This is a genomic window from Sphingopyxis sp. GW821-FHT12F08 (assembly GCF_058806755.1).
On sequence record NZ_JBXAQA010000001.1, the window covers coordinates 668,433 to 689,388 of the forward strand.

Genomic DNA, 20,956 nt, shown 5'->3' on the forward strand with positions numbered 1-20,956 from the left:
CGTCTCCGCGTCTCCGCGCGAACCTCTTCCTACCCGCCCCATAAGCTTTGCGCCCACGCGAATCTGCGCTAAGCGCCGCGCACCATGACCGACAGCACGCCCACCCCCGAACCGACTGGCGACCAGCGCGACTATCGCGACACCGTCTTCCTGCCCAAGACCGACTTCCCGATGAAGGCCGGCCTGCCGCAGAAGGAACCGGCGATTCTCGCCAAATGGATCGCGGGCAATCTCGAGGGGCAGATTCGCGATAGCCGCAAGGGCCGCGAGCAGTTCATCCTCCACGACGGCCCGCCCTACGCCAATGGCGACATGCACATCGGCCATGCGCTCAACCATATCCTCAAGGACATGGTCGTCCGCACCCAGACGCTGAAGGGCAAGGACGCGCCTTATGTGCCCGGCTGGGACTGCCACGGCCTCCCCATCGAGTGGAAGGTCGAGGAGCAATATCGCAAGAAGAAGCTCAACAAGGACGAGGTTCCGGTCGAGGAATTCCGCGCCGAATGCCGCGCCTATGCGCAGCACTGGGTCGACACCCAGCGCGAGCAGCTGAAGCGCCTCGGCATCGGCGGCGACTGGGACCATCCGTACCTCACGATGGATTATGAGGCCGAGGCCACCATCGTCCGCGAACTGCTCAAATTCGCCGCCAACGACATGCTCTATCGCGGCGCCAAGCCGGTGATGTGGTCGCCGGTCGAAAAGACCGCGCTCGCCGAAGCCGAGATCGAATATGAGGATATCGTCTCGACCCAGATCGATGTCGGTTTCGACATCACAGATTCGCCGATCCCCGAACTCATCGGCGCGAAGGCCGTTATCTGGACGACCACCCCGTGGACGATCCCCGTCAACCAGGCGATCGCTTATGGTGAGGATGTCGATTATGTTGCGCATCACGGGCGCCAATTCAGGCAGATAGATTTCGCGCTGCCGTCCACCGGCGACAACTTGCAGCTTGTCTGGGAGGGCGTCGTCCTCGTTGCGGCAAAGCTATTTGAAGAGTTTCGAGGTCGATCGGCCTTCACGCCCGACGATATTTTCAAACCACTTTGGGTTGGCAAAGGCTCGGACCTCACGGGCTCCGTCGCACGTCATCCAATGCACGCGTTGGGCGGCTTCTTCGCGCGTCCGCGCCCCTTCCTCGCGGGCGATTTCGTCACCACCGACAGCGGCACCGGCCTCGTCCATATGTCGCCCGATCACGGCGAGGACGACTTCGACCTGTGCAAGGCGAACGGCATCGACCCCGTGTTCGCGGTCGAGGGCGACGGCAAATATCGCGACGACTGGGCTTGGCTCGGCGGCCAAGGCAGCGTGATCAATCCGAAATTCAACGCCGCCGGCTTTCGGTCCAATATGGAAGCGGGGCCCATCTGCACCGACCTCCGCGAAACGGGCGCGTTGCTTGCGGCGTCGGACGACTATCCCCACAGCTATCCCCACAGCTGGCGCTCGAAAGCGAAGGTCATCTATCGCTGCACCCCGCAATGGTTCGTGCCGATGGACAAGGTGATGACGCACATCGAGCCCAAGGCGCCGCGCGAGCAGCGCTGGGAGAGCGAAGGCGGCGCGATCAACCCGCATGAGGAGGATCTCTGCGACGCGCCGACGCTGCGCCAGGCCGCGATGCACGCGATCGAGCGCACGCGCTTCGTCCCCGAAAAGGGCCGCAACCGCATCGGGTCGATGGTCAAGGACCGCCCCGACTGGGTGCTCAGCCGCCAGCGCGCCTGGGGCGTGCCGATCACGCTCTTCGTCGACCGCAAGACCGGCCATTATTTGAACGACCCGATCGTCAACGACCGCATCGTCGCGGCGGTGAAGGCGGGCGGCGTCGACGCCTGGTCCGACGCGCGCGCGCAGGAATATCTCGGCGACAAGTACGACGCCGCCGATTACGAACGCATCGTCGATATTCTCGACGTCTGGTTCGATTCGGGCTGCACCCACGCCTTCGTGCTCGAAAGCGGCAAATGGCCCGCGGTCGTGCGCCACGACGGCTCGACGCACAGCGCCGACCTCTACCTCGAGGGCAGCGACCAGCATCGCGGCTGGTTCCAGTCGAGCCTGCTCGAAAGCTGCGGCACGCGCGGACAGGCGCCGTACAAGGCGGTGCTAACGCACGGCTTCACGATGGACAGCAAGGGCCTCAAACAATCCAAGTCGGTCGGCAACACCACCGATCCGGTCAAGGTGATGGAAACCAACGGCGCCGACATCATCCGCCTGTGGGCGCTGAGCGTCGACTTCACCGAGGACCACCGCATCGGCGACGAGATACTGAAAGGTGTGGCAGACCAGTATCGCAAGCTCAGGAACACGTTCCGCTACCTGCTCGGCGCCCTGGAAGGCTTCTCCGAAGAGGAACGCATCACCGACGTCGCGGCGATGCCCGAGCTCGAACGTTACATGCTCTCGCTGCTCGCCGACCTCGACGCGAAGATGCGGCAGGCGGTCGATGATTTCGATTATAACAGCTACACCCGCCTGCTCGCCGACTTCTGCAACGAGGACCTCTCGGCCTTCTATTTCGATATCCGCAAGGACGTCCTCTACTGCGACCTCGGCCCCGCCGCGCCGCTCGGCACCGACACCCGCCGCGCGTATCGCAGCGTGCTCGATGTTCTGTTCCACGCGCTCGTCCGCTATGCCGCGCCGGTGCTGGTGTTCACGAGCGAAGAAGTGTGGGGCACGCGTTATCCCGATGCGGGCAGCGTGCATCTGCTGGAATGGCCTGTCGTGAGCCCAGCTTGGAGAGGCGAGGAATTAGAGGAACTCTGGGCACTTAAACGCTTCCAACGCGCGGAAATCTATCATTCCCTTGAAGAATTGCGGCGGGCCAAGGAAATTGGCTCTAGCCTTGACGCCGACGTTGAACTGAGTGTCCGTATGGAGAGCCACTTAGAACTGTGGAAGCATGACGCGGCCGAAGTGCTGATTTGCTCCAATGTGAAGTTGGTCGATAGAACCGATGAGCCTTCACAATTTATTAGTGCCAATGGCAGCGAGCCAATGGAAGTCAGATCCATGGGGCACAAGGTCTATCCCTCGGCTCATCACAAATGCGGCCGCTGCTGGCGCCACCTGCCCGAGGTCGCCGAGGACGGCGCCTTGTGCAATCGCTGCGACACGGTATTGAGCTAGGCCATGACAAAAAGACGTTCGCCGCACCTCAAATACGGCCTGTTCATCGCCGCACTCGCCTTCCTGCTCGACCAGTTCAGCAAGTGGGTCGTCATCGTCCCGCTGTCGCTCGAGCTGAAGCGCGTCGTCACGATCCTGCCGATCTTCGACCTGCGCTGGGCCGAAAATTGCGGCATTTCGCTGTCGATGTTCGCGAGCTGCACCGAAACCACGCGCTGGACGCTCGTCGCGGTCACCGCGCTCGTCGCGCTCGCGGTCGCCTTCTGGATGACGGTCGAAAAGGCGAAGGGCGACGTGCTCGCGCTCGCGCTCATCTTCGGCGGCGCGCTCGGCAATATCGTCGACCGCGTGCGCTACGGCTATGTCGTCGATTTCGCCGACCTGCATTTCGGCGCCTTCCGCCCCTTCATGATCTTCAACGTCGCCGACGCCTGCATCACCATCGGGGTGCTTTTGCTGGTTGCGCGCGCGCTGCTCTTGCGCGAAAAGGCGCCCGAGGCGGACGCGTCGACCGACAAGCCCGCCACCGAGTAAACGGGGCGCATCAGGAGTTTTATACGTGAACCGGACCACCGCCATTCTCTGGGCCGCCCTGGCCGCCTCGACGCTCGCGGCCTGCGGGTCGAACAATCTGTTCAGCCGCGACCGCCCCGACGAAATGCGCGTCTCGCGCCAGGCGCCGCTGATCGTGCCCCCCGACTATTCGCTGACCCCGCCCGCGCCGGGTGCCGCGCGCCCCGGCGGCGAGACCACCGCCGAGCAGACGCTGCGCGCGCTCTTCGGCGGCGCCGCGCCGCGCAGCGCGACCGAAGGCGCCATCATCGGCAGCGCCGACGGCGCGCGCGCCGACCCCGGCATCCGCAGTCAGGTCGGCAGCCCGACCACCGAAGTCGTCGACAAGGGCCTCGTCACCCGCGACATCCTCTTCGCCCCCGAAGGCGACGGCCGCGACGCATCGGCCTCGATCCCGGGCGCCTGATCCCGCGCTATCGCATCAATAGATCGACGGCCCGGCATCGCCCGGGCCGTTTTCCTTTGCCCCGCGCGGCAGCCATTCGTCGCCCCACGCCTTGATCGCGTCATAGGTGGGCCGCAGCGCCTGGCCCGCCGCGGTCAGCCGATATGCGGCGCGCTTCGCATCGGGGGGCACGCGCTCCATCACCCCCGCCTCGACCATCCAGCCGAGCCGCGAGCTCAACGCCGCGCGCGAAATGTCAAGCCGCCCCAGGAAATCGTCGAACCGGTCGATCCCCAAAAAGGCTTCGCGCAGGATCAGCAATACCCAGCGATCGCCGAGCAGACGCGAGGCGCGGCCGACGGCACAGGGCGAGCGCGAGGCGACGTAGTTCTTCATAAGTCTGGATTTAAGACTTGACCCGACTCCAATGCAAGCGGCATTATGTCTGCAATCCAGACTTAACGAGGCCAAAGCCGAAAAGGACTCTCCCATGCGCGGTCAGCGGTTCGCGAGCAACGACGAGGCCGTCGCCCATATGAAACGCGTCGCGGTCGACGCCTCGGGCTTCACCGCCTTTCTCGGGGTAGAGCCGCTGCGCTGTTTCGACGGCGAGTCCGAATTGCTGCTCGCGCTGCGCCCCGACATGACCCAGCACCACGGCTTCGCGCACGGCGCCATCGTCGGGCTGATGGCCGACAATGCCTGCGCCTGGGCGGCATCGAGCATCATCGGCGACGTCGTCACCAGCAGCTACATGATCAACTTCCTGGCCCCGGCGCAGGGCGACCGATTGCGCGCGCGCGGCGCGGTGGTCCGGGCGGGCAAGCGCCAGGCAATCGTCCGCGCCGATGTCTGGGCCGAACGCGACGGGCACGAACCGCGGCACTGCGCGGTCGCACAGGCGACGATCGTGCCGGTCGAGGCCCCGCCTCCGCCGGCCCTGCACGACGCCCCGATCTGCTATGCCTGTGTCGCGGCCGAGGCGGCGCATATTACCGATCCCGCGCGGTCGGCGGCCTGACCGACCTAGTTGAACAGGCTCGACAATATAAACATCGCGACCAGGCTTTCGACCATCGCGCGCGACGCGTGGCCGAAGGCGCGCAGGCGCCCGCATTTCAGATGCTGGTTGAACCAGGCCGTCTGCAGGAAACCGAACCACAAGAGCCCGAACAGTGCGAGCGCCCCGCCCGCGAGCACCGACCAGTCGTGCGCGAGCTTGATCAGGATCACCGCGGTTCCGAGCAGCATCGCAAGCACCGCGGCGACATAGCATTGGCTGTAGAAGGGCGCGCGCAGCGTGCCGCGGTCGACCTGCAGCCCCTGCGCGCGCACCATCCGCGTCGCCATCATCACCGGGAACAGGCTGTACATCACGATGCGCAGGATGATCAGGTCGGTGTTGTTGCTGACGAAAGCCGACAGCCCGACCTTGCTCGCGATCACCGCGTCATTGCCGACCAGCGCGATCTCGGCGGCTTGGACGATGATCAACGACAGCAGCAGGAACAAGGGCGGGCTCAGCGTGTCGGTATATTGCTGGTCCGACGCGTCGCCCTGCTCGACGTCCGAATAATCCATCATCTTCAGCGGATGGACGAGCGTCCGCCACAAAGTGATAGGATAGAAGACCAGCCACGACATCACCTCGTAGAGCAACTCGTCGAGCGATTGCAGGAGGTTGAAGAAGTTCATGCGGCCGCCGCCCTCTCTCTTCCGTTCGCCCTGAGCTTGTCGAAGGGCCGTTCTTTCTTTCAACCGTCGAAGGAAGAAGGACGGTGCTTCGACAAGCTCAGCACAAACGGAGGAGTTTAAGCTCTGGCCCCCGCTTCCTCCACACCCGCGCTGTTGTGGCGGAGCGCCTTGAGCACCGTATCGACGATCTGCGGCGCGTTGAGGCCAGCCTGGTCGTATTGCAGCTCGGGCTTGTCCTGGTCCTGGAACATGTCGGGCAGGCGCATCGTGCGCAGCTTCAGCCCCGCGTCGATCAGCCCCTCGTCGCTCGCCAGCGTCAGCACATGCGCGCCGAGCCCGCCGACGCTATTCTCCTCGATCGTCACGCAGACCTCGTGGCTCGCGAGTGTCTTGCGGATCAGCTCCTCGTCGAGCGGCTTGGCGAAGCGCAGGTCGATCACGCTCGTCGACAGCCCGCGCGCTTCGAGCGTATCGGCCGCCTTCAGCGCCTCGGCGAGCCTTGTACCGAGCGACAGGATCGCGACGGTCTTGCCCTGACGAACGATACGCCCCTTGCCGATCTCCAGCTTTAGCGGAACCTCGGGCAGCGGCACGCCGGTGCCATTGCCGCGCGGATAGCGGAAGGCGATCGGGCCGGCGTCATATTCGGCTGCGGTATAGGTCATATGGACGAGCTCGGCCTCGTCGGCCGCCGCCATCACGACGAAATTGGGCAAGGTCGCAAGATAGGTCACATCGAACGACCCCGCATGCGTCGAGCCGTCGGCACCGACCAGCCCCGCGCGGTCGATCGCGAAACGCACCGGCAGATTCTGGATCGCGACATCGTGCACGACCTGGTCGTAGGCGCGCTGCAGGAAAGTCGAATAGATCGCGGCAAAGGGCCGCATCCCCTGCGCCGCCAATCCGGCCGCGAAGGTGACCGCATGCTGCTCGGCGATGCCGACGTCGAAGGTCCGGTCGGGATGCGCCTTGGCGAACTTGTCGACCCCGGTCCCCGACGGCATCGCCGCGGTGATCGCGACGATGCGCTTGTCGGTCTCGGCCAGCTTCGCCAGCGTCTCGCCGAACACATTCTGATACGCCGGCGGTCCCGGCGGCGCTTTCGCCTGCTCGCCGGTGATCACGTCGAATTTCTGGACGCCATGATATTTGTCGGCCGCCGCCTCGGCGGGGGCATAGCCCTTGCCCTTCATCGTCACCGCATGGATCAGCACCGGGCCATGGTCACTGTCGCGGACATTTTCGAGCACCGGGATCAGATGGTCGAGATTATGCCCGTCGATCGGCCCGACATAATAAAAGCCCAATTCCTCGAACAGCGTCCCGCCCATCGCCATGCCGCGCGCATATTCGTCGGTCTTCTTCGCCGCCTTGTGCAGCGGCTCGGGCAGCTTGCGCGCGAAGCGCCGTGCGATCTCGCGCAGCTCGACGAAGGGCCGCGACGACACCAGCTTGGCGAGATAGGCCGACAGCCCGCCGACCGGCGGCGCGATCGACATGTCGTTGTCGTTGAGGATCACGATCAACCGGTTGCCCGCGGCGGCGGCGTTGTTCATCGCCTCATAGGCCATGCCCGCCGACATCGACCCGTCGCCGATCACCGCGATCGCGCGGCCGGGCTGGTCCTTCAGCTTGTTGGCGATCGCAAAGCCCAGCGCGGCGCTGATCGAGGTCGACGAATGCGCCGCCCCGAACGGGTCATACTCGCTCTCGCTGCGCTTGGTGAAACCGCTGAGCCCGCCGCCGGTGCGCAAGGTGCGGATGCGATCGCGGCGCCCGGTGATGATCTTGTGCGGATAGCATTGGTGCCCGACGTCCCACACGATCTTGTCGCGCGGCGTGTCGAACACATAATGGAGCGCGGTGGTCAGCTCGACCACCCCCAGCCCCGACCCCAGATGCCCGCCCGTCGTGCCGACGGCGCTGATCATCTCGGCGCGCAGTTCGTCGGCGAACTGGCGGAGGTCTTCGGGCTTCAGCTTGCGGAGGTCGGCGGGGACATCCACCGTGTCGAGCAGCGGTGTGGACGGACGATCGGTCATGCCCGCGTCATAAAGGTAACCGCCGATACTGTCGAACGAAAAGGGGGGCACGGGATGGTCATGGACTGGAAAGCAAACCCCTCAATTCTCGTCATGCTGAACTTGTTTCAGCATCCATGGCCAGAGCTCTCGTTTAATGCCGCGCCAAAGGAAACGGCAGACCATGGAGCCTGAAACAAGTTCAGGATGACGATGGTATAAAAAGTCGCATTTCGTCCGTCACCCGTCCTCTTCACCCTCCTTCGCTCCCTCGACCTGCGCATACAGCCCGCGCACCATCAGGTCGGTGAACACCAGCATCACCCCGATCATCCCGACCAGCAGCGCCACCGCGACGACCGGAAAGGGTCCGATCCGCTCGACCCCTTGCTCGCGCATCATCACCGCGAGCAACGCCGCGATAACCATCAGCGCATAGCCGGCAAAGCGCGGTTTGCGGCTCACCCGCGCGTCTCCCGCCCCGCGCCGTAATCGTCCGTGCCCACCATCATGACGTCAGCCCCCATGTCGCGCCGCGCAACATCGCACGCGGCGCCCCGCGGATCGCCGGCACGGTTCAGGCGCCCGCAAGGCGGGTCGAAGCAGAAGGAAGGCCGCATGGCGCTTAGCATGGGAACTAAATCGCGCCGCGGCAAGTCTCTGTCTTTCCAAGCCCCCTTGCTTCACTTACACGAACGTCACGAGGGGCAAGACCAACAGGAACCATATACCTTATGCCGATGCTCGCCTTCTTCCCCCGCCTGGCCCTTCCGGCGCTGATGCTGTTCGCCGCCGCGCCCGCGCAGGCGATGGACGGCCCGCTCGGCTATGATCTGGCCGCGCTCGGCGGCGGCGAGCTCGCCCCGGGCCGCCCGGCCCCCGTCCTGCCCACGGCATCGGCCTATCTGCAGGACCGCGAGCTCGACGAGGCGATCCTGCTGCCGACCGCCTCGCCCGAGGGGGACGAGGACAGCCGCAAATGGGCGCGCGACTATATCTCGATCGCCGGCGGGGTGATCACCGCGCCGAGCTACAACGGCTCCGACGACCGCGTGGTCCTGCCCGGCTTCTATCTGCGCGGGCGGCTCGCCGGCTTCGCCTTCTCGACCCGCGGCACCAATTTCCAGGTCGACCTGATCCGCCAGAAGCGCGGGCAAAAAACCGATTTCAAATTCGGGCCGATCATCAACCTCCGCAGCGACCGCACCGGCCGGATCAAGGATCCGCAGGTCGAGGCGCTCGGCGAAAGGAAGATGGCGGTCGAACTCGGCATCTCGACGGGGATCACCCACACCGGGATCGTCACCAGCGGCTACGACCAGGTCGGCGTCCGCCTCGTCGGGCTCTACGACGTGTCGGACAAGCACGGCAGCTGGGTCGTCTCGCCGACGATCGACTATGGCACGCCGCTGTCGAAGCGCGCCTTCATCGGCGTCTCGGCGTCGGTGAACGTCTATGGCAAGGGTTTCGGCCGCTATTATTTCGACGTCGACCCGCTCGGCAGCGCCGCGAGCGGGCTGCCCGTCTATTCGGGCGCGGGGAACAAGATCACCGCAGGCAAATATACGCTCGGCGTCGCGGGCGCCTATGGCCTGTCGGGCGACCTCCGCAAGGGTTTCGTGCTGATCGGCGGCGCGCAATATGGCCGCATGCTCGGCCGCTATGCCGATTCGCCGATCGTCGCCGACGCGGGCAGCGCCGACCAGTGGCTCGGCGGCATCGGCCTCGCCTATCAATTCTAGAGGGAATACCGACCCTCTTCTTCGTCGTTCCGGGGGGGAAGCGAAGTGGAAGAAGACCAGATCCTGCGCCTGCTGCCGTGGTTCTTCGCGGGCATCGGCGCGCTGTTCGCGGGCATCGGCCTGTGGATGGCGAAAAGCGAGATGCGCGGCCGCCGCTGGCACGAGGTCGAGGGACACATCGTCGGCCACGACAGCCACTGGAGCCGCGACAGCGACGGCGACAATACCCTCATGCACACCGCGATCGTCGAATATCGCCTCGCGGGCGTGACGAAGCAGCTACGCGACAGCCTGTCGACCAACCATCCCAAGACCGTCGGCAGCGTCATGCGCGTCCGCTACAACCCCGACGATCCAGGTGACGTCATGATCTGGGCGCCGCTGCGCAACGGCTGCTTCATCGGCCTGTTCGTCGGCCTCGGCTCGCTCTTCTTCGCAATCGGCACGGTGTGGATCGTGGTGGCGGGGTCGCATTAACGCGAAGCGGACGCTGTGCCGCAGACGTCGGCGAGATTCGTTTCGCGCAAAGACGCAAAGGCACAAAGAAGCCGCGTTGACCGCGAAGCGGTTTTATTGGTTGATCCTCGCGTGCAGACGCGGCGACGATGAGAAAGCGGCCTTTCGGCCGCGCACCATCGTCTTCGTGTCTTTGCGTCTTTGCGCGAAACAAAAATCCGAACCTATCGGCTTCGAACGAAACGCGCTACGCAAGCCGCCCGCCCCGCTACCCCAACCCCGCCAGCCGCAGCCGCGCCTTCATCGCATCGACGAACAGGCGCACCGACGGCAGCGCCGCGCGCGATGGTTCGAAGAGCAGGTGCACCGGCAGCGCGGGCGGCTGCTCGGGGCCAAGCAGCGAAATCAGCCGGCCGGCATCGACCGCGTCGGCGACCTGATAGCTCAGCAGGTTCGCGATCCCGACCCCCGCCTCGGCCGCCGCCATCGCGCCGTCGACGGTGTTGACGACCAGCCGCGGTCGCGCCTCGAGCTTCAGCCGCGTCGCCGCGAACTGCCACTCGCTCCCCGCGCGCGGCCCGTCCATCACGATCAACGCATGGTCGGCGAGATCGCCGACCGCCGCGGGTGCGCCGCGCCGCGCCAGATAGGCGGGGCTCGCGACCAGCATCTGCCGCACCGCCCCGATCCGCACCGACTTGAGCGCCGAATCGGCGAGCGGCCCGATGCGCAGCGCGACGTCGATCCCCTCCTCGACGATCCGCACATTGCGGTCGACCAGCATCATCCGCGCGGTCAGCGCGCGATGCTCGGCGAGCAAGGCGCTCACCACCGGCAAGACGTGCAGCCGCCCGAACATCGCCGGCGCGGTGAGGTAGAGCTGGCCGCGCGGTTCGGCCGCGGCGCCGCGCACCGCGCGCTCGGCGCCCGCGAGATCGGCGAGGATGCGCCGCGCTTCGACGAGGAACGCCGCCCCCGCATCGGTCAGCACCACCGCGCGCGTCGAGCGGTGGAACAGGGTCGTCCCCAACCGCGCTTCGAGCGCCGCGATCCCGCGCGTCACCGCGGGCGGCGAGCTGCCCAACTTGCGCGCCGCCGCCGCGAAGCCGCCCTCGCCCGCCACCGCGACGAACATTTCCAGCGTCAACAACCGGTCCATCGATTATTCCATTTTCCGGAATGAACTCCTGCAATCTTCGCCGATTATCGTCATCCGGGCAATGACCTAGATCGGCTGCAGCGAAAAGGAGCCGACCGATGGCGCGCAATTACCGGACCACCCTCTTCAACGCCGACATCCAGCGCCTGCAGGAACTGCATGGCTCGCGCGCCTCCTATGCCAGGCTCGACGCGGACGCCGACGGCAGCCCCGACCTGCTGACCGCCAAGGAGCTCGATTATATCGCGCTGCGCGACAGCTTTTACATGGCCAGCGTCACCGCCGACGGCTGGCCCTATATGCAGCACCGCGGCGGCCCCGCGGGGTTCTTGCGTCACATCGACGGCAACCGCATCGGCTTCGCCGACTATCGCGGCAACCGGCAATATATCAGCACCGCGAACCTGATGCGCGACGACCGCGTGTCGCTGTTCCTGATGGATTATCCGAACAGGGAGCGGCTGAAATTGCTCGGCCATGCCCATAGCGTCGAACGCGACGACGATCCCGAGCTCGTCGCGGCGCTGATGCCCGACGGTTACCGCGCGGTGCCCGAGCGCGCCTTCCTGATCGATGTCATCGGCTGGGAATGGAATTGCTCGCAGCACATCACCCCGCGCTTCACCGAGGCCGAAATCTCGGCGGCGATCAAGCCGATGGCCGCCGAACTCAACCAATTGCGCGCCGAGATCGCCGCGCTTCGTTCAGGGAAGGAAGATCAATGACGACCGCTCTCACCCAAGGCGCCCACCATATCGGCCTCGCGGTGCGCGACGTCGCCGAAGCGCGCGACTTCTTCGTCGATGTGCTTGGCTATAGCGTCGCCGCCGAACGCCCCGACTATCCCGCGATCTTCGTCAGCGACGGCACCACCTTGCTCACCCTGTGGCAGGTCGCCGACCCCGCGAGCGCCACCCCCTTCGACCGCCGCGCCAATATCGGCCTCCACCATCTCGCGCTCCGGGTCCCCGATCTCGATGCGCTGCGCACCGTCTTCGCGCGCGTCCGGGGCCATCCCGGTGCCCGGATCGAATTCGACCCCGAACCGATCCGCGAAGGCGCGACGACGCATCATTTCATCTGCGCTATGCCCGGCGGCATCCGCATCGAATTCGCCACCCCCTTCGCCTGAGGAGCGCGCCATGCCCTACGTCAACATCCGCATCACCCGCGAGGGCGCGACGCCCGAACAAAAGGCCGAGCTGATCGGCGGGGTCACCGCGCTGCTCCAACGCGTGCTGGGCAAGAATCCCGCGACCACGGTCGTCACGATCGACGAGATCGATACCGACAATTGGGGCATCGGCGGGCTGCCCGTGCTCGACTATCGCGCGCAGCAAGCCGCCGCCAGGGAGGCCGAAGGATGACCGCACCCAACAGCGCACCCGCCTTCGCGCTCATCATGCTGCTGACGGGGATCGGCATCCCCATCCTCGCCGCCTTGAACGGCGGGCTCGGCGCGCGGCTCGGCAGCCCGATGGCGGCGTCGATGATCCTCTTCGGCCTCGCCTTCCTGATCGCGACCGCGGGCGCGCTGTTCACCGGCTCGGTCGGCCAGATCCGCTTCACCGGCGACATCCCCTTCCACTTCTACTTCGGCGGGCTGTTCGTCGCCTTTTACGTCATCGCGGTGACCTTCATCGCGCCGCGTTTCGGGGTCGGCAATGCGATCTTCTTCGTGCTCGTCGGCCAGTTGGTCAGCGCCGCGACGATCGACCATTTCGGCCTGTTCGGCGCGATGCGCTCGGCGATCGATCTCAAGCGCGTCGCCGGCATCGCGCTGATGATCGCCGGGGTCTATCTCGCGCGCCGAACCTAAGCGGCGTCACATATGCGCCGTAACCGCGGGCGGGTTCCACCAATTATTGCCCGCGCCGTCCATATGCTGCACCGGCAGCGCCGCCATTTCGGCGGGGGTCAGGTCGTCGAGGCACGCGATCGCCACCGAAACATAGGCGCCGCCGATTTCCTCGACATAGCCCTGGCCATAGGGCGACACGCCGCAGGTCTTGCAGAACAGATGGTGCACGCTCGACGAACCGAACTGATAGTCCGAAAGCGCCGCGGGGTCGGTCAGCAGGCGAAAGGCATCGGGCTTGATCTGTGCGCTCCAGTTGCGCTTCTTGGTGCAGATTGAGCAATTGCATTTGCCCGTCCCCGCTTCGAGGTCGAGCTCGGCTTCGAACTTCACTGCGCCGCAGTGGCACGAACCATGATGGGTTTTGAGCATAGTCTGTCTCCGGTCTGACGCGCCGTCCCTCGGCGCTCCTCACCCCGAAGCGATTAGCCCACCCCCCTGACAGATATTGTCAGGAGGCGTCGTCATAGCCATTCTTGCGCCACCAATCGGCCATCAGCACCGCGCGCCGCCGCCCGAAGCGTTCGTCGCCGATCCGCGCCGCGGCGATGCGGTCGATGCGAAAGCTGCGGAAATCCTGCCGCAGCAGGCACCAGGCGGCGATCACCTGCCGGTCTTCGAAATAGGCGAGCGCCGCGGGCCAGATCGCACGCTCGGTCGCCGCTCCCTTCTCGTCGGCATAGTCGATGTGCAGCGTCTTTTCGGCGCGCATCGCCTCGCGCACCGTGGCGAGCAAGGGCGCGTTGGTCTCGCGCCAGCGGCTGTTCACCGGCCACAGCCCCGCCTCGTCGATCCGCCGCCTCAGCTCGTCGGGGCTCGCCGCCGCGATCTTGGCGAGCGCCAGCCCCGCCGCGCGCGACAGCGCCCCGTCCTGCCGCCCCTCGACCCAGCGCGCGCCGAGCACCAGCGCCTCCAGCTCGTCGGCGGTGAACATCAAGGGCGGCAGGAAAAATCCCGGGCGCAGCACATAGCCGACCCCCGCCTCGCCCTCGATCGGCGCGCCCAATGCGATCAGCGCCTGCACGTCGCGGTACAACGTGCGCACCGACACCCCCTGCTCTTCCGCCAGCACCTCGGCGGTCACAGGCCGGCGGCGGCGGCGCAGGCTGTCGATGATCGCGAAGAGCCGCCCCGTCTTGTCCACCCGCCGCTCCTCTCGCGCCTGCACCCCGCGGCGACGGTAGCGGCGGTTCAGCGGCGCTGGAAGGTCCAGCCCATCGCCTGCGACCCGTCGATCGCCGAAATCGTCGCGGTCATCGTCGCACCGTCGCGCACATAGGTGATGCGCTGCGGATAATCATGGCCCGCATTCTCGAAGGTCGCGCTCGCCTTGTCGTGCTGAACCAGCCGGAACGCCACCGGCGCCCGCCCGCCGGGCTGGGCATAATAGGTTGGCACGCCGTCAGCATCGGCCGCGATCCGCAAAAACTCGAACTCGCGCAAGGTTTCGCCCGCGCCCGAGCGGCTGTGCCCGAGCATCGTCCCGCCGCGCGGCGCGCTCCAGCTCTCCTCGGTCCAGCGTCCGGCGTCCTCGCGGCTCCACTGCCCCGCCATCCAGGCGAGATCGTCGACCGTCGCCGCCGGGCTCGCCGCCACCAGCAGGGCCGCGAGCCCCGCCGCCATCCATGATGTCATAAGCGCCTCCTGTCCCGCCGAGTTTGCCGCACTTCGCCGCGCCGGTCTTGAACCGATGCGACAAGCGCGCGGGGGCGTCGAGAATTATCCGATCGGCAGCCGCCTCGCGGTGGAGGACCGGCCAAAAGATCCTCCCCTTGGCGAAGCCATGGGGAGGGGGACCGCCGCGAAGCGATGGTGGAGGGGTCTGGCCTTGCGCCAACACCCGACGGCGTCGACCCCTCCTTCAGCGCTTCGCGCTGCCACCTCCCCATCGCTACGCGTGGGGAGGATCTTCCGGTCGCAACCGTCATCCCGCCGCCGGATTTCAAACCTAATTATTATTGCACCCACCCGGCGTGCAGGGGTCGGGATCGCCCGCCGCGTCGAGCGCGAGCAACAGCCCGCCGCCGACGAGGAGCGCGAGCCCGACCGCCACCGCGGCGACGGTCTCGCCGTCGGACAAATTGCTCCGCCGCTTCGCCGTCGCCCGTCCGCCGGGCGCGAAGCGCGCGGGCCCCATATATTGCCCGGCGAGCGAGAGATGCGGGGTGGGTGCGTCGCTCGTAAAACCGAACTCGAGCCCTTCGCCGATCCGCCACGCGGGTCCGCGCTGCCCGGTCCCGTCGCTCCGCTGCATCGGCGCGACGGTCAGCCCGGCGCGGATCGGCTCGCCGCCGCCCCTCGTTTCGCCGAGCGGGATGCGGAGGCGCGCGCCCACAAAACTACCCATCGCGACGGGGCTCGCACCGGCCGTGAGCGCGGGGTCGGTCATCGTCTGGGCGTGGAGCGGCGACGCGCAGGAGAGCAGCGCGAGCGATGCGGCAAACGAACGGATGGTCATGGGAAATTCCCTCTCTTCGATCATCGCCCCCACCTAAGACGGAGTCGCAGCGCCCGGCCATTGGCCGCCCCTTGAACCGGCACCGATATCGTCGTCTAAGACGGCGATGGAGTACCGCGAAACCCCGCCACCGCCGCATCTCGCGGGCCTCATCAAGGCGCGCTGGACGCTCGCTGGTACCGGCGCGGTCGACGCGTGGATCGAACAGCAGGCGACCCCCGACGGCTGCGTCGAGCTGATCCGCCGCACCCGCGGCCGCTCGCGCTGGGACGGCGACCAGCCGCCGGGCTTCGCGGTCGGCCTCGTCGAGCGCCCGACCGCCTTCGAGATCAGCGGCGACGCGGCCTTCGAAGGCCTGCGCCTCTGGCCATGGACGTGGACGCGGGTCGGCAGCATCGCGCTCGCCGACCTCCGCGGCCGCTGGCTGGCGCACGATGCGTCCGATTTCGACGCCATCGAACGCCGCCTCGCCGCCGAGACCGGCCTCGATGCCATCGGCAGCGCGCTCGTCGCGGCTCCCTCGGTCGCCGCGATGTCCGCCGCCACCAACATGCCCGCGCGCGCGCTCCAGCGCTGGTTCGCCGCCCATGTCGGCCTGCCGCCGCGCGCCTGGCTCCGCCTGCTGCGCTTCCAGAAGGCGTTCGAAACCCTCCCCGGCGAAGCGAGCCTCGCGGGCCACGCCGCCGAACGCGGCTTCGCCGACCAGGCGCATATGGCGCGCGCGTTTCGCGAGCTGGCGGGGGTGTCCGCGGGTCAGGCGCGGGCGAGGGCGAAGGGTCCGTTTTTGCGCTAGGCCCGGATCCCCGACCCTTCCGAACGGGAAAATTGGGCGGGTTCTTAAGGCCCCGGCTCGTCCATCCGCGCGCGGTGGTGGCGCGTGCGCATGACGATCGACCATAATAATATCGCCCAGCCGGCGGCGAGGCACAGCCAGCCCCAGCTCTCGGTCGCCAGCGGCCCCGGCACCATCGGTCCGCCGCGCTGCGGCCAGGCCCACAGCCCCAGCGAGGCGAAGACGAGGACCATCCCCACGGCGCGCGGCCAGCGCGCGACCCCGCGCAGCTCGCGGCGATAGGCGGCGCGCGCCGCTTCGTCGGAAAGGTCGGGCCGGGTCATGCCGCCATGCCTTGCATATCGGCGCCGCGCCGCCAACGGGCTTTTTAGGGCTATGCTGATTCCCCCTCCCGCCTGCGGGAGGGGAGAAAAATGGCCGATCCCGCCCGATACCCTTCGCCCTCGCTAACCCGCCGGTAAACTCTCCCCGCTATCCTCGCCGCCAAGCAGGGAGGATAGTCATGTTCCAGCCGGACCGCACGGCGTTCGAAACCGCGACCGCGCACGAAGCGCCGCTCGCCGAGATTCTCGGCGCCTTCTCCTATGCACTCGACCTCACCGAGGGCCAGCCCGCGGGGCACAGCGTGCGCGCCGCGTGGATCGGCACCTATGTGGGTCTCGCCGCCGGATTGCAGGGCGCCGAGCTCGCCGACTGCCTCTACGCCGTGCTGCTCAAGGACCTCGGCTGCTCGAGCAACGCCGCGCGCGTCGCCGAGCTCTTCCTCGGCGACGACCGCAGCCTCAAGCACGGCTTCAAGCTGATCGGCCCCGACGTCACCGATTTCCTCGCCTTCGTCGAGGCCGAGGTCGGCGCCAAGGAGGAAGCGGCCGCGCGCCGCGACGCCCGCGACCATCTCACCGCCAACGCCGCCCCCATCCTCACCGGCTTCATCGAGACGCGCTGCACCCAGGGCGCCGGCATCGCCAAGCGCCTGCGCTTCTCGACCCAGGTCGCCGACGGCATCGCCGCGCTCGACGAACATTGGGACGGCGGCGGCATGCCGCGCGGCCTGTCGGGCAGCGCCATCCCGCTGCTGTCGCGCATCGCGCTGCTCGCGCAGGTCGCCGACGTCTTCTTCATGGCGGGCGGTCCCGAGCGCGCGCTGGCCGAGGTCGCCAGGCGCAGCGGCAGCTGGCTCGACCCCGATCTCGCCGCGATCTTCGCCGAACTCGCCGCAGACCCCGGCTTCTGGACGGAATTGTCGGCGCCGGGCATCGACGACCGCCTCTTCGCGCTCGCCCCCGCACAGGCGCGCATCATGGTCGATGAGGATTATCTCGACGATATCGCCATCGCCTTCGGCCAGGTAATCGACGCCAAGAGCCCCTATACCGGCGGCCATAGCGAGCGCGTCGCGCTGCTCACCGACCGCATCGGCGCCAAGCTTCGCATCGCCGCGCCCGAACGCCGCCGCCTCGTCCGTTCGGCGATGCTCCACGACATCGGCAAGCTCGGGGTCAGCAACCGCATCCTCGACAAGCCCGGGCGCCTCACCGCGCAAGAATGGGCGGTGATGCAGAGCCATGCCCAGATCACCACCGACATCCTCTCGCGCATTTCGGTGATGCGCGACATGGCGCTGATCGCAGGCTCGCACCACGAACGGCTCGACGGCACCGGCTATCCGCTCGGGCTCGACGAGACGAGCATTTCGATGGAGACGCGGATCATCTCGGTCGCCGACTTCTTCGACGCGCTCACCGCCGACCGCCCCTATCGCGCGGCGATGCCGGTGGATCAGGCGCTGTCGATCATGGCGTGCGAGGTCGGCGATGCGATCGACGGCGACTGCTACGACGCGCTCGAGGAGATCGTCGCCGCGGGCCTGCCCGAAGCGCCGCTCCCCGCGATGCCGACCGCGCTCGCCGGGGGCCGACCTTGACAGCAAGGCCAAATCGCCCCTAACACATAATCAATCCAAAATAATGATTCGGGTCGCCCGCTATATTACTTCCGTTCCGCATGCCGGTCCGGGAAATATGATTGCATGACCAGGACCAGCGTCAAGCAACGATAAAGACAAGGGATCGCGCAACTTGACCTTCGCAAGAAGGATCTGTGCGCCATGAGCTTCGAAGAATATCTGAGGCAGGGCGAAATCGCCCGCGAGGCCGCCAAGTCGTTCCGCTATTCGGAGCGCAAGCTTCCCGAATATCCCGAACCCGATGCAGCGCAGCAGGCCGAACTCCTGGCCGCCGCGCAGGAAATCGCGCGCGACATCGCCGCCAAATTCGACGCCGCGCGCACCGAACAGGAGCCCGTAATCGCCGATTATTTCGCGCAGGTTCAGGCCTATATGACCGCGCCGGTGCCGTTCGGCAGCCTGCCGACCCCGCCGCCGATCGCGCTTTACCAGTCGCTCGCGCTCGCGCTCGGCCATTGGACCGAAACGTGCAAAAGCTTCGTGGGCGACGCCGATCTCCTCGCCGCCGCGGGCGCGGGCGAGTTCAAGGCCTATCTGGCGCCGCTGCTCGACGACGCGGTCAAGGCGCTGGCGAAAGTGCAGGCGACCTCCACCGCGTTCTTTTCGGCCAGCCCCGCAAACCATGGTGCGGGGCCGGGCCCGGACCCCAGTCATTCGTTCAATCCCTTCGTGCCGCCGCCGATCCCCGGGCTCGAACCCTATATGCCGCCGATGGTACCGCCCTTCGGCGCGCCGTTCGGGATGATGCCGCCCGGCATGATGCCCGGCTATCCCCCGATGTTCGGCGGGCCGATGATGCCGCCGCCCTATGTGCCGTTCCCGCCGATACCGCCGATGGGACAGGGCGGCGGACCGATGGCGCCGATGCCGCCGATGCCCGTCGCACCGCCGGCTGCGGGTTCCAACCCGGTGATCGACGCGATGAAGGAGCAGACCGACATGCTGCTCAAGATGAACCGCGACCGGCAGCGGGCGTTCGACGACGCGAACCGCAAGTTCGCCGATTATCTCAAATCCTGAACAACCGCGCATCGAGGAGGAGGACCAGCATGCCTTATGTGGATATCACGTGCGACAGATGTAATGGCCGCGGGACGGTCACCACGACCGTCACGACCAATCGCCCCGAAACCTGCCCGCGCTGCGGCGGATCGAAGTACGAACCCGACAATGTCAGCGCCTATTGCACGCAGTGCCGCGGGCACGGCGTGATCAGCGTCGAGCATCGGACGACGTCGGAGGACCGCTGCGCCAAATGTCATGGCAAGGGCACGGTCGAGGTGATCGGCTGAGAAGGGGGAGGACGCATCCGGCGCCGCGGTGCCGGGTCCGTCCCTATCCAGACGACAGCTCCGGACGATATCGCGCGCCGCTCAGAGATTTTGGTCGCGTCGCGAAGCCAAGGCGACGGCAATCGCGCTAGCTCGTAACGATCCGCACCGGCATATGCACGAAACCGTGCAGGAAGGGGCTCGCCAGCCGCTCGGCCGCGCCCTGCGGTTCGATGCGGATCCCGCGGCCCACGATCTCCTCGATCAGCGTGCAGAGCTGGATCTCGGCGAGCCGCGCCCCGACACAGCGGTGGATGCCGTGGCCGAACGCGACGTGCCGCCGCGCATTGGCGCGCCCGACGTCGAAACGCTCGGCATCGGGAAAGACGCTCTCGTCGCGGTTCGCCGAAATATACCAGAGGATCACCTTCTCGCCCTGGCGGAGCTGCTGCCCGCCCAGTTCGACGTCGCGCGTGCAGGTGCGCCGCATATGCGTCACCGGCGATTGCCAGCGGATGATCTCCTGCGCGGCGTTAGCGATCAGCGACGCGTCGGCGCGCAGCCGCTCGAGCTCGCCCGGAAAGCAGTGCAGCGCCTCGACCAGCCCGCTCATCGAATTGCGCGTCGTGTCGTTGCCCCCGACGATCAGCAGCGCGATATTGGCGAGCCGCTCCATCGGGTTCAAACTACCCATCGCCTCGCTGTGTACCATGCGCGACAGCAAATCATCGGTCGGCGGCAGCGCCTTGCGCTTGGCGAACTCTTCGTCGAAGCGCGCGAGCATCGCCTGCATCTCGGCCATCCACGCGGCGCGATATTCCTCGCTCGCGGTCTCGGGCGAGACATGGCCGCCATAGTCCGACCAGCGCTTGAGGTCGTGGCGCTCCTCCCACGGGAAGTCGAACAGGATGCACAGCATGCCGATCGTCAGCGGAACCGACACGCTCTCCACCCAGTCGAAGCTCTCGCCGACGGGGAGCGCATCGAACAGCTCGCGCGTCCGCTGACGCACCACTTTCTCGCGCTCGGCCATCTGGCTCGGGTTGAAGGCAGGCGCGATCACCTTGCGCTGCGCGGTGTGCACCGGCGGGTCGGCGGCGATGAAATTGGGCAGGTTCGACTGCGGCGGCGGGTCGGCGATGACGATATTGCCATTCTCCCACGACGAGGAGAAGGTCGCGGGATCCAGCTCGACCGCCTGCACCAGCGCATGGCTGACCACAGACCAGTAACCGCCATAGGGACTGTCGGGACACCAGCTCACCGGCATCGCGGCACGCAGTTGCGCAAAGGGTTCGCGCCAGCGATCCTCGGTATAGAGCGCGATGTCGCTGACATCGACCGGCGCAATCGCGCGCGCCTCTTCGAGCACCGAAGCCATCTCTCTCTCCCGCCGCCCGCGTCGCTCGCGGGTCTGCCGGGTGAC

25 protein-coding genes are annotated in these 20,956 nt (G+C 66.8%); 14 read left to right on the top strand and 11 right to left on the bottom strand.

The annotated features are described in order from the left end of the window. Nucleotides 1–84: 84 nt before the first annotated feature. From ileS to AC1RNQ_RS03285, 3 genes are read left to right on the top strand one after another with little or no spacing between them, the layout of a single operon-like run. Nucleotides 85–3,150 carry an isoleucine--tRNA ligase gene (gene ileS / locus AC1RNQ_RS03275; protein ID WP_493168880.1) on the top strand — a complete coding sequence of 1,022 codons (3,066 nt, stop codon included), beginning with the start codon at nt 85–87 and terminating at the stop codon, nt 3,148–3,150. A gap of 3 nt (nt 3,151–3,153) precedes the next feature. Further along, the gene (gene lspA / locus AC1RNQ_RS03280; protein WP_493168882.1) at nt 3,154–3,684 is read left to right on the top strand and encodes a signal peptidase II; all 531 of its coding nucleotides are present in this window, start codon (nt 3,154–3,156) and stop codon (nt 3,682–3,684) included. A 25-nt stretch (nt 3,685–3,709) separates the two neighbouring features. Continuing rightward, the gene (locus AC1RNQ_RS03285; protein WP_493168883.1) at nt 3,710–4,129 is read left to right on the top strand and encodes a DUF3035 domain-containing protein; all 420 of its coding nucleotides are present in this window, start codon (nt 3,710–3,712) and stop codon (nt 4,127–4,129) included. 15 nt (nt 4,130–4,144) lie between these two features. Here the strand turns inward: AC1RNQ_RS03285 and AC1RNQ_RS03290 are convergent, their stop codons facing one another. Continuing rightward, on the bottom strand, nt 4,145–4,504 hold the full coding sequence (locus tag AC1RNQ_RS03290) for a winged helix-turn-helix transcriptional regulator (protein ID WP_493168885.1): 360 nt from the start codon (nt 4,502–4,504) through the stop codon (nt 4,145–4,147). A gap of 94 nt (nt 4,505–4,598) precedes the next feature. On the opposite strand from AC1RNQ_RS03290, the gene AC1RNQ_RS03295 reads away from it, so the two are divergent. Further along, nucleotides 4,599–5,129, top strand: coding sequence for a PaaI family thioesterase (locus AC1RNQ_RS03295; RefSeq protein WP_493168886.1), 531 nt, complete (start codon nt 4,599–4,601; stop codon nt 5,127–5,129). Between the two features lie 5 nt (nt 5,130–5,134). Here AC1RNQ_RS03295 and AC1RNQ_RS03300 read toward each other — a convergent pair whose 3' ends face one another. The 3 genes from AC1RNQ_RS03300 to AC1RNQ_RS03310 form a co-directional block, all read right to left on the bottom strand. Then, on the bottom strand, nt 5,135–5,803 hold the full coding sequence (locus AC1RNQ_RS03300; RefSeq protein WP_493168888.1) for a hypothetical protein: 669 nt from the start codon (nt 5,801–5,803) through the stop codon (nt 5,135–5,137). 116 nt (nt 5,804–5,919) lie between these two features. Then, nucleotides 5,920–7,848, bottom strand: coding sequence for a 1-deoxy-D-xylulose-5-phosphate synthase (gene dxs / locus AC1RNQ_RS03305; protein ID WP_493168889.1), 1,929 nt, complete (start codon nt 7,846–7,848; stop codon nt 5,920–5,922). Nucleotides 7,849–8,067: 219 nt separating this feature from the next. Beyond that, nucleotides 8,068–8,292, bottom strand: a complete 225-nt coding sequence (locus AC1RNQ_RS03310; protein WP_493168891.1) for a hypothetical protein — start codon at nt 8,290–8,292, stop codon at nt 8,068–8,070. Nucleotides 8,293–8,561: 269 nt separating this feature from the next. On the opposite strand from AC1RNQ_RS03310, the gene AC1RNQ_RS03315 reads away from it, so the two are divergent. Further along, on the top strand, nt 8,562–9,569 hold the full coding sequence (locus tag AC1RNQ_RS03315) for a MipA/OmpV family protein (RefSeq protein ID WP_493168893.1): 1,008 nt from the start codon (nt 8,562–8,564) through the stop codon (nt 9,567–9,569). A gap of 45 nt (nt 9,570–9,614) precedes the next feature. Beyond that, the gene (locus AC1RNQ_RS03320; RefSeq protein WP_493168895.1) at nt 9,615–10,046 is read left to right on the top strand and encodes a DUF3592 domain-containing protein; all 432 of its coding nucleotides are present in this window, start codon (nt 9,615–9,617) and stop codon (nt 10,044–10,046) included. Between the two features lie 247 nt (nt 10,047–10,293). On the opposite strand, the gene AC1RNQ_RS03325 is transcribed toward AC1RNQ_RS03320, so the two are convergent. Next, on the bottom strand, nt 10,294–11,184 hold the full coding sequence (locus AC1RNQ_RS03325; RefSeq protein ID WP_493168896.1) for a LysR family transcriptional regulator: 891 nt from the start codon (nt 11,182–11,184) through the stop codon (nt 10,294–10,296). A gap of 98 nt (nt 11,185–11,282) precedes the next feature. On the opposite strand from AC1RNQ_RS03325, the gene AC1RNQ_RS03330 reads away from it, so the two are divergent. Genes AC1RNQ_RS03330 through AC1RNQ_RS03345 form a run of 4 tightly spaced genes read left to right on the top strand, consistent with a single transcriptional unit; the run spans nt 11,283 to nt 13,003 of the window. Next, nucleotides 11,283–11,909, top strand: coding sequence for a pyridoxamine 5'-phosphate oxidase family protein (locus AC1RNQ_RS03330; protein WP_493168898.1), 627 nt, complete (start codon nt 11,283–11,285; stop codon nt 11,907–11,909). Beyond that, nucleotides 11,906–12,316 carry a VOC family protein gene (locus tag AC1RNQ_RS03335; RefSeq protein ID WP_493168899.1) on the top strand — a complete coding sequence of 137 codons (411 nt, stop codon included), beginning with the start codon at nt 11,906–11,908 and terminating at the stop codon, nt 12,314–12,316. Before AC1RNQ_RS03330 ends, AC1RNQ_RS03335 begins: the two co-directional genes overlap by 4 nt. A gap of 10 nt (nt 12,317–12,326) precedes the next feature. Then, on the top strand, nt 12,327–12,551 hold the full coding sequence (locus AC1RNQ_RS03340; RefSeq protein WP_493168901.1) for a tautomerase family protein: 225 nt from the start codon (nt 12,327–12,329) through the stop codon (nt 12,549–12,551). Continuing rightward, on the top strand, nt 12,548–13,003 hold the full coding sequence (locus tag AC1RNQ_RS03345) for a DMT family transporter (RefSeq protein ID WP_493168902.1): 456 nt from the start codon (nt 12,548–12,550) through the stop codon (nt 13,001–13,003). Before AC1RNQ_RS03340 ends, AC1RNQ_RS03345 begins: the two co-directional genes overlap by 4 nt. 6 nt (nt 13,004–13,009) lie before the next feature. Here the strand turns inward: AC1RNQ_RS03345 and AC1RNQ_RS03350 are convergent, their stop codons facing one another. From AC1RNQ_RS03350 to AC1RNQ_RS03365, 4 genes are all read right to left on the bottom strand, one after another. Further along, nucleotides 13,010–13,414: a GFA family protein gene (locus AC1RNQ_RS03350; RefSeq protein WP_493168904.1), complete on the bottom strand. Its 405-nt coding sequence runs from the start codon at nt 13,412–13,414 to the stop codon at nt 13,010–13,012. Between the two features lie 79 nt (nt 13,415–13,493). Beyond that, entirely contained in the window at nt 13,494–14,186 is a 693-nt protein-coding gene (locus tag AC1RNQ_RS03355; RefSeq protein WP_493168906.1) for a helix-turn-helix transcriptional regulator, read from the bottom strand. 47 nt (nt 14,187–14,233) lie between these two features. Continuing rightward, on the bottom strand, nt 14,234–14,677 hold the full coding sequence (locus tag AC1RNQ_RS03360) for a DUF6265 family protein (protein ID WP_493168907.1): 444 nt from the start codon (nt 14,675–14,677) through the stop codon (nt 14,234–14,236). 313 nt (nt 14,678–14,990) lie between these two features. Then, the gene (locus AC1RNQ_RS03365) at nt 14,991–15,500 is read right to left on the bottom strand and encodes a hypothetical protein (protein WP_493168909.1); all 510 of its coding nucleotides are present in this window, start codon (nt 15,498–15,500) and stop codon (nt 14,991–14,993) included. A gap of 106 nt (nt 15,501–15,606) precedes the next feature. On the opposite strand from AC1RNQ_RS03365, the gene AC1RNQ_RS03370 reads away from it, so the two are divergent. After that, nucleotides 15,607–16,293: a helix-turn-helix domain-containing protein gene (locus AC1RNQ_RS03370; protein WP_493168911.1), complete on the top strand. Its 687-nt coding sequence runs from the start codon at nt 15,607–15,609 to the stop codon at nt 16,291–16,293. A gap of 44 nt (nt 16,294–16,337) precedes the next feature. Here AC1RNQ_RS03370 and AC1RNQ_RS03375 read toward each other — a convergent pair whose 3' ends face one another. Beyond that, nucleotides 16,338–16,616 carry a hypothetical protein gene (locus AC1RNQ_RS03375; RefSeq protein ID WP_493168912.1) on the bottom strand — a complete coding sequence of 93 codons (279 nt, stop codon included), beginning with the start codon at nt 16,614–16,616 and terminating at the stop codon, nt 16,338–16,340. 179 nt (nt 16,617–16,795) lie between these two features. Between AC1RNQ_RS03375 and AC1RNQ_RS03380 the strand changes: the two genes are divergently transcribed. The 3 genes from AC1RNQ_RS03380 (at nt 16,796) to AC1RNQ_RS03390 (ending at nt 19,551) form a co-directional block, all read left to right on the top strand. Continuing rightward, nucleotides 16,796–18,217, top strand: coding sequence for an HD-GYP domain-containing protein (locus AC1RNQ_RS03380; protein WP_493168913.1), 1,422 nt, complete (start codon nt 16,796–16,798; stop codon nt 18,215–18,217). Between the two features lie 183 nt (nt 18,218–18,400). Then, on the top strand, nt 18,401–19,279 hold the full coding sequence (locus AC1RNQ_RS03385) for a hypothetical protein (protein WP_493168914.1): 879 nt from the start codon (nt 18,401–18,403) through the stop codon (nt 19,277–19,279). Between the two features lie 29 nt (nt 19,280–19,308). Next, nucleotides 19,309–19,551, top strand: a complete 243-nt coding sequence (locus tag AC1RNQ_RS03390) for a hypothetical protein (RefSeq protein WP_493168915.1) — start codon at nt 19,309–19,311, stop codon at nt 19,549–19,551. A 127-nt stretch (nt 19,552–19,678) separates the two neighbouring features. Here AC1RNQ_RS03390 and AC1RNQ_RS03395 read toward each other — a convergent pair whose 3' ends face one another. After that, complete coding sequence (locus AC1RNQ_RS03395; protein ID WP_493168917.1) at nt 19,679–20,911, bottom strand: cytochrome P450; 1,233 nt, start codon at nt 20,909–20,911, stop codon at nt 19,679–19,681. Between the last annotated feature and the right edge of the window lie 45 nt (nt 20,912–20,956).